The sequence below is a fragment of the Amycolatopsis keratiniphila subsp. keratiniphila genome (genome assembly GCF_001620365.2).
In the GTDB taxonomy this organism is placed as follows: Bacteria; Actinomycetota; Actinomycetes; order Mycobacteriales; family Pseudonocardiaceae; genus Amycolatopsis; species Amycolatopsis keratiniphila.
Genome location: NZ_LQMT02000022.1, coordinates 249,369 through 265,938, shown reverse-complemented (window position 1 = coordinate 265,938; position 16,570 = coordinate 249,369). Strand labels below are relative to the sequence as shown.

The following is a 16,570-nucleotide window of genomic DNA, read 5'->3' as shown; positions in this document are numbered from 1 at the left end:
AGTGGGCAACCTGGGGCTCGAACCCAGAACCCGCGGATCGAACGTCAGCAGCCCAGCCATGCCACCTACTGACGTTCAGTGTCGAATACTGGCAGTTTGTGCGGGTCAACGCCCAGCCTTCGTCGGGGACGAGTGCCGTCCCGGTGCCGACTCGTGCCGGGCTCTACGTCGGCGACGGAGCCCAATCGGAGGCGACGTGCCCGTCCTTTCGGCAGCACCCGTCGCCGGCAGGCGCGCGGGCTCTCCCGGCAGCCGACTGCTCCCCTGCCGCAGATCGTCTGGTCGGCCAACGGGATCCCGTTACGCCGCGTGACTGGCGAACGGTGCAACCACTGCGGGTGCCGACCGGTGGCCGGGGACCGAGTCTTTTCGTTTCCCTGGCACGGGATCACCGGCCGGCCGGACGTCCCATGGGCCCGCCTCCGGGTACGCCACCGAGACCGCCGCCTGGGCCGCGACCCGGGCCGCCGCCTGCGGGCTCCTTGGCGCTGGGCAGGGATTTGTCGAGATCAGCCAGGACCACTTGTTCGCCGGCTGTCAGGCCTTTCTGGATCTCGGTGCGGAGGGGGCCGACTGCGCCGACGGTGACTTGTCTCGTGGAGGTCTGGCCGTCTGCGTACACGGTGACCGTGTCGCGGCCGCCACGGGTCAGGGCCGATGTCGGTACGGTGACCACGTTGGCGATGGTGGACACCGCGATGGACACGCTCGCCGTGCTCCCGGCCGGCATCGTGACGGTGGGCTGGTCGACGGTCACGGTCACCGGGTACGCGACCGAGTCGGACGCGGTGTCGGGTAGACGGCCGATGCGTGTCACCTTGCCCGCGACTTTTTCGTTCGCGCCGGACGGGGTCACCGTGGCTTCCATGCCTACGTCGATGTCGCTGATCCGCTCCACGGGGACCGTCGTCTCGATCACGGCGGCGCCGCTGCCGATCAGCACGACCGCGGTGTCGCCCGCGGTCACTTTGCCACCTTCGGTCATTTCGACCGACGCCACCTCGCCCGCGATCGGCGCGGTCAGGTTCGCGTGGGCGAGGGACTGCTCGGCCGCCATCAGGTCCGCTTTGGCGCGGTCGATTCGCGCTTGGCCGGCCGCGATGCCTCCGGCGCTGGAGGAACCGGAGGTCGCGACACCGTTCTGGGACTGGCCACCGTTTTGCGTCTGGTTCCCGCTACGTTCAGCATCGCTGCTGCTGGGCTGGGCGGCGCCGGAGGAGCTCGTGGACTTCTGCGCCTCGGCCACGGCCCGGTCGAGCGATCCGGCCAGATCGTTGATGGTGCTTTGCAAAGCGCTCTGGGCCTTGGAGACCGCGTCCTGCGCGGCTGTCACGGCGTTGAGCGCTTCCGCGCAAGCGGCGTTCCGAGCCGACGGTCCGACTGTGGCCGGTTCGGACGCGGTGGGTTCGGTGGGCGCTGCGGAGCCCGGCTGGTAGGCGTCGGCGCACTTCTCGGTCTGCGTGGCCAACGCCGACTTCGCCGCGGTGATGGCCTCGGTGGCCGTGGTCTGAGCCGTGCGCACGGCCTGCTGTTGCTTCGTCACCTGGGCGGCCAGGTCGGCGCGCGCGGAGTCGGCAGGCTGGCCGGACCGTTGTGCGGAGGCCGTCGCGCCGGACTGGGCCGTCGATGGGTTGGTCGCGGACTCGGCCTTTACGGCTTCCTGGGCGGTGTTCACCTGCTCCTGCTCGTCGGCCTCGATTGCGGCTGTCGCATCGGCGAGTTCGGCCTCGGCGGCATCCACCGCGGCCTGCAGGGCTTTGGTGTCCAGGGCGCCCAGCGGCTGCCCGGCCGTGACGTGGTCGCCCACCGCGACGACCAGGTCGGCGAGCGTGCCGTCGATCCCGAACGTGACGTCCGCCCGGTTGACGAGGTCGACCGTCCCGCTGGTGGACACGGTCTGCTGGACGTCGCCGGTGCTCGCGGTGGCGAGCCGGTACTGCGTGGAGGTGTCGCCGTCGGCGGCACTGACCGCGCCGACCGCGCCGACGAGTCCCACCGCGACCACGGCGACGACCCATCGCGCCACGCGGGAGCTGAGTAGCGAACGCATGATCAGGATCCTCCGCCTCGCCCGAACATGCCGGCGCATTCGCCGTCCACGGGGTCGGTGATGGTGATGTCGGTAGCGGTCACGGCCCCGGTGTCGTCGGGTTTCCCGGTGGCCGTCACACAGCGGCCGACCTCGAGGGCCGCCGCGGTTGCGGCGGCGTTGGTCTTCCAGGTGGTTCCGGCGGACACCGTGGCTGCGACCGTCCTTGTGTCCTGCGATCCCGGGACGGTCGACTCGACTGTGAAGCCGTTGGCGGTGACGGCGGTGACCTTCCCGAAGGTACCGCCGAGTTGCCCTCGGTCACGCCCACCCGGCGCTGACGGCGCACCGCTGGGCATCGACGGTCGTTCCCTGCTGGGCGGCGCCATTCCGCCGCTCGGCGTGCCCCGGCCCGAGCCTCGCGTTCCACACGCTCCGTCGACCGGCTTGCTGATCGAGACCGTCGCGGCCGTCACCGAATCACCGGAGTCGTTCACCGGCGCCTCGGCCGTGACCCGGACGCAGTCCTCGACCTTCAGATCGGCGAGCGTCGCCGTGACCTGCTGGGTGAACGTGGTCGTGTCGGTGTAGGTGACCGAGACTTGCCCGTTCTGCGCGTTCTGCACCTGCATCATGGCACCGGAGATGGCGGCGATCTTCCCGGTGGCACCGGGGACTCCCCTGCCGTCGCCAGGACCGCCGCCCCGGTTTCCCTGGCCGGCCGCGCCCTGCTCGGTGCCCTGGCCGGCGGCGCCGGAGTCGTCCGAGCCGCACGCGGTGACCGTCAGGATCACGGTCGTGGTGGCGGCCAGAAGCACATGCTGGATACGAATCATGGAATCGGTCTCTCTTCGTGGGGGAAAGTGCTCATTCGCTGCGCAGCGCGTCGATCGGAGTGAGACGGGCGGCGCGGCCGGCCGGGTAGACGCCGAAGCCGAGCCCGATCGCGAGTGCGACGCCGAGCGCGGCGAGAGTCGCGGCCAGTGACACGCTCACCGGCTGATCGATCAGGCTGGGAAGGACGTAGGCGCCGCCGACGCCGACGCCGATACCGACAACGCCACCGACGGCACCGAGCACACCGGCCTCGACGAGGAACTGGCGGCGGATCGCCCGCGGCGTGGCGCCGAGCGCCTTGCGCAGGCCGATTTCCCTGACCCTCTCGGTGACCGCGACGAGCATGATGTTCATGACACCGAGCCCGCCGACGAGCAACGAGATCGCGGCGACGCCACCGAGCAGGATCGTCAGGGTCTCGTTGGTCGCGTTCGCCGTCTCCAGCAGCGACTCCTGGGTCGAGATGGAGAAGTCGGCGAGCGCGGCGTCGACGTCGTGCAGGTTCAGCAGCAACGAGGTGATCTCCTGGTGCGCGGCGCTCAACGACTCGGCCGAGTCGGCCTGCACGTAGATCGTGGACACCGACGCGGTGGCCGAGCCTGACACCCGCTTGGCCGTGCCGATCGGAACGACGGCCATGTCGTCGTCGCTGGACGTGCTCGACGATCCGCCACCGGCCTCCAGGACCCCGATGACGGTCATCATCGTGCCGCCCACGGTGACCCGCTGGCCGATCGGGTTGCCGACGGCGAACAGTTCGCTCGCGGTGTCCGCGCCGAGCACGACGACGCCGGCGGCCCCGTCGACCTCGTCCTGGTTGAAGAACCGGCCCGAGGACAGTGCCCTGTTGCGCACCGACTGCCACGAGGTCGTGGTCCCCACCATGCTCGTCGTCCAGTTCGTGGTGCCGGCAGTAAGCGACAACGAGCTCGTGACGACCGGCGCGACGGCGGCGACATCCGGTGCCACCGACTCCGCGGCCATGGCGTTCGCGTCGTCGAGGGTGAGCGTCGACGCGGAGCCGAACCCGCCCCGCGCTCCCGACTGGGAGGTGCTGCTGCCCGGCGACACGATCAGCAGGTTGCTGCCCAGCGCGTCGATCTGCTTGCGCACCTCCTCCTGGGCACCGAGGCCGAGGCCGACGGTCAAGATGACCGAGGCGATGCCGATGACGACGCCCAGCATCGTCAGCACCGAGCGGAGCCGTCGGGAGCGGATCGCCTCGATGCCACTTCGGAAAGTCTCTGTCCAGTTCATGAGGCCGGCACCCGGTCCGACAGGACGCCGTCGCGGATGACCAGCGTGCGCTCGGCCTGCTCGGCAACGTCTTGCTCGTGCGTGATCAACACGATCGTGCGACCCGCCGCGTGGAGCTCGGCGAACAAGCCGAGCACGTCGGCCGTGGAGGAGGAGTCGAGGTTCCCGGTCGGCTCGTCGGCGAGGATCAGCGCCGGGTCGGTCACCAGTGCACGGGCCACGGCGACACGCTGTTGCTGACCGCCGGACAACTCGCCCGGGCGATGCTCGAAGCGTTCACCGAGACCGACTCGTTCCAGCGCACGCACCGCGCGTTCGCGCCGTTCCGCGGCAGGCACGCCCGCATACGCCAGTGGTAGCTCGACGTTGCGGCAGGCCGTCATGCTCGGCAGCAGGTTGTACTGCTGGAAGACGAAACCGATTCGCCGGTTGCGGATGAGCGCCAGCCGGCTTTCGGACAGGTCCCCGACGTCCTCGCCCGCCAGCCGGTAGACACCGGAGGTCGGCACGTCGAGACAGCCGAGGATGTGCATCAACGTCGACTTGCCCGATCCGGACGGCCCGATGATCGCGACGTACTCACCGGACTCGATCCGGACAGATACCCCGCGCACCGCCTGGACCTCGACCGCACCGGTGGCGTAGGTCTTGCGCACGTCCTCCATCTCGATGATCGGCGCGGTCATCGGCCCCCACCGCCCGGGAACCGCGCACCACCGGGGAGCTGACCGCCGCGCTGAACCTGGCGCTCGCCGCCACCACCTGGTGTGCGGGTGAAGCCGGTGATCTCCACCTCGTCGCCCTCGGAAAGGCCGGAAACGACCTCGGTCTGAGCTCCGTAGGCGGTACCGATCTCGACGTCGGTGCGTACGCGTTCGCCGTTGACGACCCGATTGACGTACGTCGCGGTCCCTTCGTTGTGCAGGGCCTGGCTCGGCACGGTCAGCACGTCGTTGCGCTGTTTGACGATGATCGAGACAGTGGCCGACGATCCGGCGTAGAGGTCGTCGCGCTCCCCCGTGACCTCGATCGTGACCGGGAACGCGGCCGCGCCGGAACTGTCCGCGGAGGCGACCTTGCCCACCGATTTCACCGTGCCGTACACCGCCTTGGTCGCGCCGACCGGCGTGATCTCGGCCTGCAGGCCGGCCTTGACGCTCGCGACGGCCGAGCTCCCCACGTTCGCCTCGACGACGAAACGGTTGGTCGACACGATGGTGACCTGAGCCGAAGAGCCGGTGGCGGCCGTGGAGCCCTGAGCCGCGCCGGACGAGCGGGGGGCCGGTTCCTTGCCCGTGGCGTCCGTGTCCGAGCCGCCGTTCGCCCCGTTGGTCGGCCCGCTCCCGGCGGAGACCTCGTCGCCGACCCTCAGATCGAGCGAGGCGACCGTTCCCGCGATAGGGGCGCGGAGCTGAGCTTGCTTGAGTGACGACTGCGCCGAGGACAGCTCGCTCTCCGCCCGTACGATGCCTGCCCTGTCGGCGGCGATCCGGTTGTCCGAGGCGCCATCGGCCGTGTCCTCGTCGAGCTGGGCCTTGGCTGCGTCGAGCGAGGACTGCGCGGCGTCCACAGTGGCCTGGAGCAACGCATCGTCGATGGTCGCGAGCATTTGCCCCTCGGTGACGGTGTCTCCCTCCGCGACGTCGACGCTGACGACCTTCCCGCTGACGGTGAACGAGAGGTCGGCCCGATCGGCCGGTTCGATGGTGCCCGATGCCGAGACCGTCTGTCGTTGGCTACCGACCGAGGCGGTCGCCGTCATCATCTCCGCGGCGCCCTCCGAAGGGGTGAGAAGCAACCACGCCCCCGCACCACCCGCCGCGAGAACCACCGCGACAGCTACCACCAGCCATCGCTTCTTCTTGCGGGAAAACCAAGAACGCACCCAATTACTCCTCGCGCTCAACGTGGCACGGCGAACCCTGGATGCACGACAGTCGTCAACGAAGCTGTCGGGATCCTTCGAGTCACCTGTGAGCAACCTGTGTATGGGCGGGGAGACCGCGCTCGGTACACAGCGCGAGGTCAAGGCATCACCGTCGGGAGCTGGATGTCACGGTGACCGAGGATGATGTCGAGCCCACGTTCGAGGACAAATGACCAGCCGCGCGGTCGTTTCGGCGCATGCCCACGCAGGCACACAACAGAGCCGCAGCAGGACGAACAGAGACGAAACGGAACCCGATCGCGATCAACGCCGAGGTGCACGCGCCATAGAAAATCGACATCCCGACAGGGATGTGGAACGAGTGGGCCGCCTGGGGCTCGAACCCAGAACCTACGGAATCTTGGGCGGGGTCTGCGGACGTCTGCCATCAGCTGCCGACAACTACCCTCACCTGCACGAACTCTGACTGCTAACGATCATGGTCCGTGATCGTTAGGTGTCGTCTGCGGTCGTTTCCCGGGGATAAACCGGGGAGATGATCATGCTTCTCGCCCTGGTCTCGCGCACGTTCGCGTGACGCCATTCTACTGCCCGCATCTCCCCCTTCATCCCGATACGAAGCCAGCACGCGGCCGGTGGCGTCGGGTCAAGGCACGCTTTCCAGCCTTGACGCGGCGTTACCGGCCGTTGTCACGATCAGGCGTCGGGGTGGAGGAGACACCGACAAGACGTAACGTCCGCCGATCGACGAACGACCTTCCCTCAAACTTCCCGGCGGACACAGCCAGCTAGACACCTGGCCAAGAAGGCAGCCGGGCGCTACGGCTGGGAGAGCAACGAAATGACCAACGAGCCCGAGGAGCCGAAGGACCTTGTGGCAAGGACAGCCGGAGGCGTGAGCGCCGCGACACTCGGCCTTGTTGGAACCCTGCTCTTCGGACCGATCGGCGCGCTTGTAGCTGGTGCCACATCTCCACTGCTAACCGACGGAGCAAAAGCTCTCGAACGCGTGATTCGTCGGCGACTCGGGCGGACTCAGGAAGCAGTAGACGCCGCTGCCAAGTTCGCAAACAGGAGCTTCGAGGAGCTAATCGAGATTGCATCCGAGGATGACCGCCGACTGGAGATCGTCGGGCGCGCAGTTCAGGCAGCTGCGCTGTCTAGCGACTCCGCGACCATCTGCGCTCTTGGTCGCGCCCTCGCTACCGGTGTACTAGCTACCGATGACGCGAAAGTGGACGAGTCTCTTCGGATTGTGTCGACCCTGGCTAGCCTCGATCCGATCGATGTCAAAGTTCTCGAACGAATGCACACCTCAGGCGGCACGTGGCACATACTTCGTACGGATGACAACTCACATCACCATGCCATCGCTGAAGAGTTTCCGGAAGCTGAATCGGTAATAGACCATGTCGTGGCCCGTCTGTCCCAACAGGGACTCATAACAAGGCCAGATGCCGGAGGCCTCGCCTGGGACGGCATACCGTGGGTAGTCACAGACTTTGGTCGACTGTGCATCGAAACGTTGCGGTCCGCTGGAGCGGCCGCGGAGGGCGACTCGCCCTAGCGCAGGGGCGCCGGCCAGAGCGGAGCGGCGGCTGGCGAATCCTGCGCGGGCGCGCTCGCGCCCATCTTGATCCCATAGAGCCAAGTTCGGCAATCATGGACACGTAGCTTGTCTCCATGAGAACCAAACTGACACATCATTATGCGCGATCCACGTGACAAAGCACACATTTACTGACATAATACATGGGTGTCGATTCGAATTGCATCTGTGAGCGCGGACGAAATCAAGAAGATACTAGACCTAGACGAAGGCCACTTCGCAGATTTGAAGGCCATCGAAGTCGCGCCCGCCAAACTAAGCAAGTCAATCTCAGCTTTCGCCAATGCAGATGGCGGTGAACTCTATATTGGCGTCGACGAGTCCTCCGACCGCGACCGTAGGACCTGGCGCGGGTTCAGCAGGACCGAAGACGCCAACGGTCACATTCAGGCATTTGAATCGATATTCCCTCTGGGGCAGTACTTCTCGTACGAATTCTTGCAGCGGGAATCCGGCCGAGACGGCTACGTTCTGCATGTCAATATTCAAAAGTCGCGAGATATCAAACGCGCAACGGATGGACATCCTTACGTCCGGCGAGGTGCACAAAACATTGCAGTCAAGACAGAAGAAGCTCTTGACATCCTGAGGCGCAACAAGGGCATCACTTCGTTCGAGACCGAAACCGTTAAGGCTCCTCTCGACTTTGTTACCAACTCGGAAGCAATGATCGAATTTATGCTTTCGCTCGTCCCGATAGTCGAGCCTTACAACTTCCTTCGCAAACAACTCCTCATAGACGACGAGAAGCCAACCGTCGCAGCCATACTTCTATTTAGTGACGAACCCCAGGCGGCACTTCCAAAACGCTCCGCAATCAAGGTATACCGCTACAAGACGACTGATGCCGAGGGGTCGCGAGAAAACCTTGCCTTCAATCCCATCACCATCGAAGGCGGGGCGTATCGCCAAATCTATGGTGCCGTCGCCAAAGTAATTGAAGTCATCGAAGAGATTCAGTATCTAGGCTCATCGGGACTTGAACAGATCAAATACCCGATTGAGACACTCCATGAAATTATTACTAACGCAGTTTTGCATCGCGACTACGGCGTTGCCGATGACGTGCACATTCGAATCTTCGACAATCGAGTTGAGATCGAAAGCCCCGGAAGACTTCCTGCGCATATCACCGCGCAAAATATTCTCCGCGAACGCTACTCGCGTAATGGCAACATCGTTAGATGGATAAACAGGTTTCCGGATCCCCCCAACAAGGATGTTGGCGAGGGATTGAACACTGCATTTGCCGCCATGAAGAAGCTTAAGCTGAAGGACCCAGTCATTCGCGAAACCGACCACTCGGTCGTGGTCGAAGTGCGCCATCAAAGACTCGCCTCGCCCGAGCAAATGATCATGGAATATTTGGAGAACTTCCCGGAAATCACCAACAAAAGAGTCCGCGAGCTTACCGGGATCGGCTCCGAAAACAAGGTGAAGTTTATCTTCATTAGGTTGGCTGACCGGAAACAGATAGAACGAGTCCCCGGCAAAGGGGGCGGGGCAGCCGCATGGCGCAAATATACAGGAGATATATCCTGATGTGACTATACAGAGTCGGGCTGATCAGCTGCCGACACGACGGACTCGTCGCTGTTAGTGTGGGGGTATGCGTGGTGCGGGTGATCAGCTCAGCATCGGGGAGCGTATTGCCTTCTACCGGCGGCGGCGTGGTCTGTCGCAGGCGGTTCTTGCTGACTTGGTGGGCCGGTCTGAGGATTGGCTGAGCAAGATCGAGCGCGGTGAACGTGAGATCCGGCGGCTGGATGTGCTGGCCGACGTAGCGCGGGGCCTGCGGGTGACGCTGGGAGATCTCCTTGGCGAACCGGTGCTGATGGAGGATGAGGACAAGAACGACGACGTCCCGGCCATCCGAGACGCGCTCATGGCACCCCGTCGTCTGTCCCGCACGCTGTTCTCTTCGGCCATGTCGCCCGAGTACATCGACCCGGTCCCGGTGGCTCAGCTGGTGGAGGGTGCCTGGTCCAGCTATCAGAAGGGCGATCTCGGCCGTGTCGTGGCCGCGCTGCCGGGCCTGATCAAGACCAGTCAGGGCATGGAGTCCGCCTCGGCCGATGACGCGGCCTACAGGCGGGCCTGTGCTGCGGTGTCGGCCCGCGTTCACCACCTGGCCGCGACGACGCTGAGCAAGATCGGTGAAGCCGACCTCGCGTGGATCGCGGCAGAGCGCGCCATGCAGGCAGCCGACGAAGCTGATGATCCGCTGGTGCTGGCTTCGGCTGCCCGTTCCGGCACTCACGCTCTGCTGGCGGTCGGCCGGTTCGACGATGCGCTTGAGCTGGGTGACGTGGCCGCGAAGTGGCTGGTCCCGAGGATGCGCGATGGTGATCCGGCAGCGTTGAGTCTCTACGGGATGCTCTACCTACGGACGGCCGTCGCCGCTGCTCGGCAACAGGACCGCTCGACGGCCAACGAACTGCTGTCTCACGCGGGCCGCGCGGCTGATCAGCTCGGCGTGGACGCCAACCACTGGCAGACCGGGTTCGGCCCGGCCAACGTCGAGCTACACCGCCTGTCGGCGGCCCTGGATCTGGGCGACATTTCGCAGGTGATCGAGTCGGCTCCCAGAATCAGCGTCGACCACCTCCCCGTGGAACGCCAGGTCACACACCTGATCGACTTCGCGCGGGCGTTGAGCCTGGTCGCGAAGGATGACGAGGCGTTGTCGGCGCTGCTCACGGCGGAGCAGAAAGCGCCGGGGATCGTCCGGCACAGTACGGCGGTGCGGGAGGTCGTGCGGTCGATGTATCGCCGTGCTCCGGCGACGGCTGGTAAGAAGTCCTCGCCGTTGTTGGCGTTGGCTGAGCGCTGCGGCGCGGTGAGGTAGGTCGGGTGGCGTCGCGTGTTCTGGGCCTGGTGGGCTCGGGTGCTGGTGGTGTTGAGGACCTTCTTCCGCGCGTGATCCGGCCTCTCCAGGCGGACGGCTGGACGGTCGCGGTGACCTTGACCCCGACTGCGGGCCGGTGGCTGGACGAGAACGGCGGCCGCGCCGAGATCGAGGAGGCCACTGGGTTCCCGGCCCGGGTCGAGCCTCGCTCGCCGGCCGAAACCAGCCCGCATCCGGCCCCGGACTGCTACCTGGTCGCGCCCGCCTCGGCGAACATGGTCGCCAAGCTCGCGATGGGCATCGCCGACAATCAGGCCCTGACGCAGGTCAACGAGGCCATCGGCACGCTCAACCTGCCGGTCGTCGTCTTCCCGCGCGTGAACGCCGCGCATGCTCGTCACCCGTCCTGGGAAACCCACATCGACGCGCTTCGGCGTGCTGGCGTGCGTCTCGTGTACGGGGACGACGTCTGGCCGCTACACGAACCGCGGAGCGCTCCGGGCCGTGAGCTGCCCTGGTCAGCGGTGCTTTCCGCAGTGAACGAGGCCGTTCCTCTTCCCCGCTAGTCCCTACCCGGACAGTTTGTCCGGGGTGAGGCTCCTCACTGGGTGTCTCCTGTGTCCAGCGCGCCCGACCGGGCTCGCCGAGACCGAGACACCGGGAGAGCACACATGGGCATTCACGTGGTGATTCAGCCCCTCGTCGGCTACGGCGCGGCGGTGGTTTCACCATCTCCTGGCGTTCGTCAGCTCGTCGCCGGAAGCGAAGAAACCTCCTTCATCGTCCAGGTGCCCGCCCGTATCGGCGGCCTGATGGACACCGCACGGTTCGCGCAGAGTCTCGCGGCCGCTGCCAGCGAGTTCAGCGAGTGGTGCGAAACCCAGCACCGCACGCGCTCGCATTCCTCCTCCTTCCATGACCAATGGTCCGACGCTGCCGACGAAACCGTCACGCGCAAGAACGACTGATCACACGCACCTAGGAGCAACAAATGGCTATCTACAAGGGTTTCCGGTTCCCCATCGACTTCGACGAGGCATTCGGACAGGGCTTGGTCATGGTCGGCGAGGTGTCGCCGGACAACGAGTACCAGTCGCGCGAGGACCAGGCCGCTGGTCGTCCGGCTCGGCAGCGGGTCGACGAGGTGACGGGCAAGCGTCAGTGGAAGGTCACCGTGACCGACCCGGACGAGGTCAAGGCGAAGCGCGCGTCGTTCGAGATCACGCTGTTGGCCGATGTGCAGCCGGTGCCGACGACGTCGGAGGTGCTGCCGGGTATGCGGCCGATCGAACTGGAGGGCCTGACGGCTGAGCCGAAGGTGGCTGGTCAGGGCGAGTTCAAGTACCAGTCGTATACGTTCCGCGCGACCGGCTTCAAGGCTGCGGCCGCTGGCGGGGCGTCGAAGTCGGGCCGGGCCTCGGGTTCCGCTGAGTCGACGCCCAAGGCTGCGTGATGCCGGGCGGGGTGCCGGGGAGCCACCGTGTGGCCGTGGTTCCTCCGCACCTAGTCCAGGCGTGGGAGATGGCCTACCACCACTACAGCGCACTGAGGGCGCACGCGGTCGACTCCGTAGCGGCGCATGACCTAGCCGTTGCTTCCTTCGCGGTGGCGTCGGCCTGGCGGGACCTCGCTTCGGAAAGCCAGTTGCCGTGGTGGGTGCTCGCGGCCGTGACAGCGGCGGCTGAGGGATTCGAGGAGAACGCGCGGTCGTGGGAGATCCGCGCTCACAGTGAGGAGGAGCAGGGCCGTGGCGTTCAACGCGATGTGGAAGCCGGGGCCGCAGGCGGTCGCGGGGATGCAGGGCAATGGTTCGGCGAACCCGGCCCTGGTGATCTACCTCGATCCGGACAGCCTGGCGATCCTGCCGCCGTCCGACCCGGCCGCGTGGCCGGAATTCATCCGGCTCCTTCGCCAAGTCCGCGACAGCGCGGACGAACTGGCCGTGTTTCTCGACAAGCACAAGGCGGTGCGTGATGACAACGCCCGGCCGGAATGAGCCGCAGACGCTGGCGGACGCACACGCCGTTGCTTCCGCTCGTCGCCCGAAACCCGGTTCGAACCTGTCGACGTGGCTGAAATTCCACAGGGAGAACGCGCGCATGTATCGCGCCGTGTCCGATGTGGACCGAGGTCACCACCACGAACTCCGTTACTGGGTGGGCTATGAGGAGCGCAAGGCGGAGGAGGTGGCCGCCCAGATCCAGAAGGAGAAGTCGCAAGCCAGCTAGAGACTGAATGACAGAGCGAAAAACGCACGTGGGGACGTGCGGCGTACAAACACGTCCTCAAACGCTTTTCTTGTCCTGTAAGGCGCAGAAGCGGAATCCGGCTACCAACCTTGCCGCTCCTGCGCTGTCCACAACCTCTGGAAGTGAACAATGACAACGCTAAACGATGGCAACAAGCGTCCGCTAGACGGGGTCACCCGAACGCGCTGCGCACTCTGTAAGCGGTTCGCCAAGCTGCTGCCCGGTGAGAAGGAATGTGCTCCCTGCCGGGGAATGCTGCCGCTGGATCTGACCGGCGGTGGTCGCCGATGAACGCGAACGGGATCGGTGTCCTTCTCGTCGGCGGCGGAGTACTCGGTGTGGTGGTGTGGCTGCTGCACAAGATCGGTCGCGCGCTCGCCACAATCTTGGAAGTCCTGGCGGCGGCCGCACTGGTGTTCATCGCCCTCTGGTGGCTGCTGAAATCGTTGTTGTGGCTGGGGAAGCAAGTCGTCACGCGCTGGCGGACCAGCCTCGCCGTGGTGGCGCTCGTGACGTGGTGGCAGTGGCTCGGCTGGCTGTCCCTGGCGATCGTGACGGCCTCGGTTGTCGCCGTGCTGGTGATGTGGCGGCTGATCGATGTTGTGTCCTATGACCAGTACTGCGGGCGGCTTCTGCGCTCGTGGTGGATGCGCTGGGCGGTCTACGCGCGCAAGCTCCCGGCCTGGCTGCACGCCTGCGGGCTGAGCATCCGGGACGAGACGCTGCCGGTGGAAGTGACGGTGAACCTGGTCGGCCGTCGACGTCTGCTCTCCCGCAAGGCGGCGTCGGCGTCTCGCGCTGTGCAGGTACCGAAAGTGCTCAAGGTCCGGTCTGGGCCGTCGTGGGATGAGGTGCGGGTGCAACTCGTTCCGGGGCAGAAGCCCGAGGACTTCGACGAGGCCGCGCGGGCGCTGGCGGTGGCGCGCAAGGTCAAGCGATGCCAGGTGCGGGAGCTGGAGCCCAACGTGGTCTCCATCGACTTCCAGCGCCGTGACCTACTCAAGTCCGCGGTGACCTCGCTGCCGGTTCCTGACCTGGTGGCACCCGATGGGCTCGGCGTGGATCTGCGGCATGTGTGGTCCGGGACTACGGAGTACGGCTCGGACTGGCGGATTCCGCTGGTCGGCTCGGGCGCGCACTGCCTGACCGCTGGCGCGACCGGATCGGGCAAGAACTCGGTGATGTGGTGCCCGCTGGTGTCGGCCGCACCCGCGATCCGGTCCGGTGTGGTCCGGGTGTCCGGTATCGATCCCAAGGGGATGGAACTCGCCTACGGGCGCGGGATCTTCGCCCGGTACGCGGTGACCGGCAAGCAGGCGCTCGAACTCCTCGACGGCCTGCTTGAGGAGATGGAAGCCCGCAAGCACGAGTTCGCCGGACGCGTGCGCATGATCCCGATCAGCGTCGAGCACCCGCTAGAGGTTCTGGAGTTCGACGAGATCGGCGCGCTGACCAAGTACACCGACCGCAAGACCCGTGACGCGATCGTGGAGAAGGTCGCGCTCCTCACCACGCAGGGCCGGGCCTTGGGAATCACGGTGCGCGGCTACGTCCAGGAACCCACCAAGGACACCGTCCCGGTTCGTGAGCTGTTCCCGCGCCGCGTGTGTCTGCGGGTGACCTCGAAGACCCACGTCGGGATGGTGCTCGGCGACGGCGCGTACGAACGGGGCGCGTGGGCGAACCGGATCGGCGATTCCGAAGCCGGTGTCGGCTACGTCTGGGGCGAAGGCGTCCGCGAACCCCTGCGCGTCCGTGCCGGGTGGGTCGCCGACGAGGAGATCAAGGCCCTGGAGACCTACGTGACCAACGGCGGCGCTCACATCGTCTCCGAGGGGAGGGCGGCATGAACCGGCTGATGGTCTTCCTCGACGCGATCCGCGATCACCTCGACTCGTTCGCCCTGCCTCCGGCCGCCTCGGTCCGAGTTGGGGTGGGTCCTGATCCGATCACGGTGCAACTCGACTCCGACCGTCTTGAGGACGTCGCCAGCGGACTGCTCACCTGGGCTGCCTCGCTCGACGACGTGACGGCATCGCTGTGGCGTCCTGCGGGCGGCGGGTCGGTGCACCTGGAACTCAGCGGCCGGACTCCCTGCGGCATCCCCGTGGTGGTCTACGGCGGCGTCTGGTTCGACGAAGCCACGTTCCCGGACCTGCCTTCCGGTATGCGGCAGGAGATGCCGGTGTTCGTGCTGCGGCAATGGGACACGCCTGGGGAGGTGGCAGCGTGACGAGCGCCAAGGAAGCCGCGGTGACCCCGCCGGCCAAAACCCGGGCCGCCCGGATGCGGGAGCCCCTCGCCTCGGACGTGGTCAAGGCGACCGCTGAGAAGCACGGGGTCTGTGTCCGGCCGTTCACGATGGAAGTCGGCGACACAGACACCGGCGAACTCCGCTACGTCCCCGTCCCGTGTGGCTCCACCGTCGAATCGGTGTGCCTGCCCTGTGCTCGCAAGGCCAAGGCGCTCAGACAAGTCCAGTGCCGTGAGGGCTGGCACATGGACGCCGAACCGGACTTCACCTCAGAGCCACCGACTGAGGTCCAGACGGAGCTACTGGCGTTCCGGGCTGACCTCGTCGCCGCCTACCGGCAAGAGACGGACCAGGCCGAAGCGGAGGAGCTGCGGGAGGAGATCCAGGGAGTCGACGAAGAACTTCGGCAACTCGGGATGCGCGGCCGTCTCCCCTCGATCGACCTGCCCACGAAGAAGGCGGTGAAGCGGTCGACGAAGCGGCGGCAGGACGCGCCGAACCTTCCCCGCCGGAAGGTCGCCAAGACCACCGTGGGCCGGGAGTACGCGGGGCGGTTCCGGCCGTCGATGTTCGTCACGCTCACCTGCGACACCTACGGCCCCGTCCGCTCCGACGGCGCCCCAGTCGACCCCTCGACCTATGACTACCGGCGGGCCGCTCGGGACGCGGTGCACTTCTCGGCCCTAGTGGACAGGTGGTGGCAGAACCTGCGGCGCGTAATCGGCTGGGACGCGCAGTACTTCGCCACCGTCGAACCCCAACGACGTGCGGCACCCCATCTCCACGCGGCGATTCGGGGATCGGTGCCGCATGACGTGATCCGACAGGTCACGGAAGCGACCTATCACCAGGTCTGGTGGCCTGCGCACGACGAAGTGGTCTACGTCGACCGGATGCCGCTCTGGGACGGCGACCGTCGGGTCTTCGTTGACCCGGACACCCGCGAACCGCTGACCGACTGGGACGACGCGATAGAAGCCGTAGAGCACCCGGCGCACGTGGTCACCTTCGGCCGCCAGGTGCACTCCAAGGGCATCCTCGGCGGCACCGAAGAAGCCGGGCGGCATATCGGCTACCTGACCAAGTACCTCACCAAGTCCACCGGTGAGGCGGTCGAAGCCGACACGGAGAGGCAGCGCGATCACCACGACCGGTTGCACGCTGAGCTGTCGGTGACACCCTGTTCGCCTCGCTGCGCGGTGTGGCTGCTGTACGGCGTCAATCCCAAGGGTGCCAACGGAAAGACCACGCCAGGGCACTGCAAAGGACGGGCGCATCGGCGGACCACGCTCGGCCTGCCTGGGCGGCGAGTTCTGGTGTCGCGCAAGTGGTCCGGCAAGACGCTCGTCGACCACAAGGCGGACCGGAAAGCGTTCGTCCTGCAAGCGCTGGCGGCGGTCGGGATCGAGAAACCGGCACCGGACCCGGCGCGGCTGGTCTGGCGCAAGGTCGACTCCGGCGACCCGTCCGTGCCACCTCGGGACCACCTGGTGATGCACGCCATCTCCGAACGGATCACCTGGAAAGCCGAGTACGACAAGGCACTACTAGCCGCACAGAGTCCACCCAATCTTTCGGCAACTCCACTCGCGGCCTAAG

Annotated in this window: 16 protein-coding genes; 11 read left to right on the top strand and 5 right to left on the bottom strand. The window is 66.3% G+C overall.

Annotated features, from left to right (window positions below; all coding sequences use genetic code 11):
- Positions 1-388: 388 nt before the first annotated feature.
- From AVR91_RS23775 to AVR91_RS23755, 5 genes are read right to left on the bottom strand one after another with little or no spacing between them, the layout of a single operon-like run.
- Entirely contained in the window at positions 389-2,050 is a 1,662-nt protein-coding gene (locus tag AVR91_RS23775) for an efflux RND transporter periplasmic adaptor subunit (RefSeq protein WP_063277227.1), read from the bottom strand.
- 2 nt (positions 2,051-2,052) lie between these two features.
- On the bottom strand, positions 2,053-2,865 hold the full coding sequence (locus tag AVR91_RS23770; RefSeq protein WP_143254074.1) for a DUF5666 domain-containing protein: 813 nt from the start codon (positions 2,863-2,865) through the stop codon (positions 2,053-2,055).
- Positions 2,866-2,896: 31 nt separating this feature from the next.
- On the bottom strand, positions 2,897-4,123 hold the full coding sequence (locus AVR91_RS23765; protein WP_063277229.1) for an ABC transporter permease: 1,227 nt from the start codon (positions 4,121-4,123) through the stop codon (positions 2,897-2,899).
- Positions 4,120-4,809 carry an ABC transporter ATP-binding protein gene (locus AVR91_RS23760; protein WP_063277230.1) on the bottom strand — a complete coding sequence of 230 codons (690 nt, stop codon included), beginning with the start codon at positions 4,807-4,809 and terminating at the stop codon, positions 4,120-4,122. Before AVR91_RS23760 ends, AVR91_RS23765 begins: the two co-directional genes overlap by 4 nt.
- On the bottom strand, positions 4,806-6,008 hold the full coding sequence (locus AVR91_RS23755) for an efflux RND transporter periplasmic adaptor subunit (RefSeq protein ID WP_063277231.1): 1,203 nt from the start codon (positions 6,006-6,008) through the stop codon (positions 4,806-4,808). Before AVR91_RS23755 ends, AVR91_RS23760 begins: the two co-directional genes overlap by 4 nt.
- 844 nt (positions 6,009-6,852) lie before the next feature.
- Here AVR91_RS23755 and AVR91_RS42860 point away from each other — a divergent pair.
- The 11 genes from AVR91_RS42860 to AVR91_RS23705 all read left to right on the top strand — a co-directional run bounded on the left by AVR91_RS42860 (position 6,853) and on the right by AVR91_RS23705 (position 16,569).
- Positions 6,853-7,578, top strand: coding sequence for a hypothetical protein (locus AVR91_RS42860; RefSeq protein ID WP_143254073.1), 726 nt, complete (start codon positions 6,853-6,855; stop codon positions 7,576-7,578).
- Between the two features lie 210 nt (positions 7,579-7,788).
- Entirely contained in the window at positions 7,789-9,162 is a 1,374-nt protein-coding gene (locus AVR91_RS23750) for an ATP-binding protein (RefSeq protein WP_211282762.1), read from the top strand.
- 67 nt (positions 9,163-9,229) lie between these two features.
- Positions 9,230-10,468 (top strand): helix-turn-helix domain-containing protein, encoded by a 1,239-nt coding sequence (locus AVR91_RS23745; protein WP_063277233.1) that lies wholly within the window; start codon positions 9,230-9,232, stop codon positions 10,466-10,468.
- 5 nt (positions 10,469-10,473) lie between these two features.
- Positions 10,474-11,034, top strand: a complete 561-nt coding sequence (locus AVR91_RS23740) for a flavoprotein (RefSeq protein ID WP_063277234.1) — start codon at positions 10,474-10,476, stop codon at positions 11,032-11,034.
- A gap of 105 nt (positions 11,035-11,139) precedes the next feature.
- A complete protein-coding gene (locus AVR91_RS23735) occupies positions 11,140-11,436 on the top strand; it encodes a hypothetical protein (protein ID WP_044854568.1) in 297 nt (98 codons plus the stop codon).
- Between the two features lie 23 nt (positions 11,437-11,459).
- Entirely contained in the window at positions 11,460-11,921 is a 462-nt protein-coding gene (locus AVR91_RS23730) for a hypothetical protein (protein WP_063277235.1), read from the top strand.
- Positions 11,922-12,215: 294 nt separating this feature from the next.
- Positions 12,216-12,464: a hypothetical protein gene (locus AVR91_RS23725; RefSeq protein ID WP_063277236.1), complete on the top strand. Its 249-nt coding sequence runs from the start codon at positions 12,216-12,218 to the stop codon at positions 12,462-12,464.
- Positions 12,442-12,696, top strand: a complete 255-nt coding sequence (locus AVR91_RS23720) for an AMED_5909 family protein (protein WP_063277333.1) — start codon at positions 12,442-12,444, stop codon at positions 12,694-12,696. The genes AVR91_RS23725 and AVR91_RS23720 overlap by 23 nt, the downstream gene beginning before the upstream one ends.
- 308 nt (positions 12,697-13,004) lie before the next feature.
- Positions 13,005-14,567, top strand: coding sequence for an FtsK/SpoIIIE domain-containing protein (locus AVR91_RS23715; RefSeq protein ID WP_063277237.1), 1,563 nt, complete (start codon positions 13,005-13,007; stop codon positions 14,565-14,567).
- Positions 14,564-14,950 carry a hypothetical protein gene (locus tag AVR91_RS23710; RefSeq protein ID WP_063277238.1) on the top strand — a complete coding sequence of 129 codons (387 nt, stop codon included), beginning with the start codon at positions 14,564-14,566 and terminating at the stop codon, positions 14,948-14,950. The genes AVR91_RS23715 and AVR91_RS23710 overlap by 4 nt, the downstream gene beginning before the upstream one ends.
- 53 nt (positions 14,951-15,003) lie before the next feature.
- Positions 15,004-16,569: a replication initiator gene (locus AVR91_RS23705; RefSeq protein WP_063277334.1), complete on the top strand. Its 1,566-nt coding sequence runs from the start codon at positions 15,004-15,006 to the stop codon at positions 16,567-16,569.
- Position 16,570 lies beyond the last annotated feature (1 nt).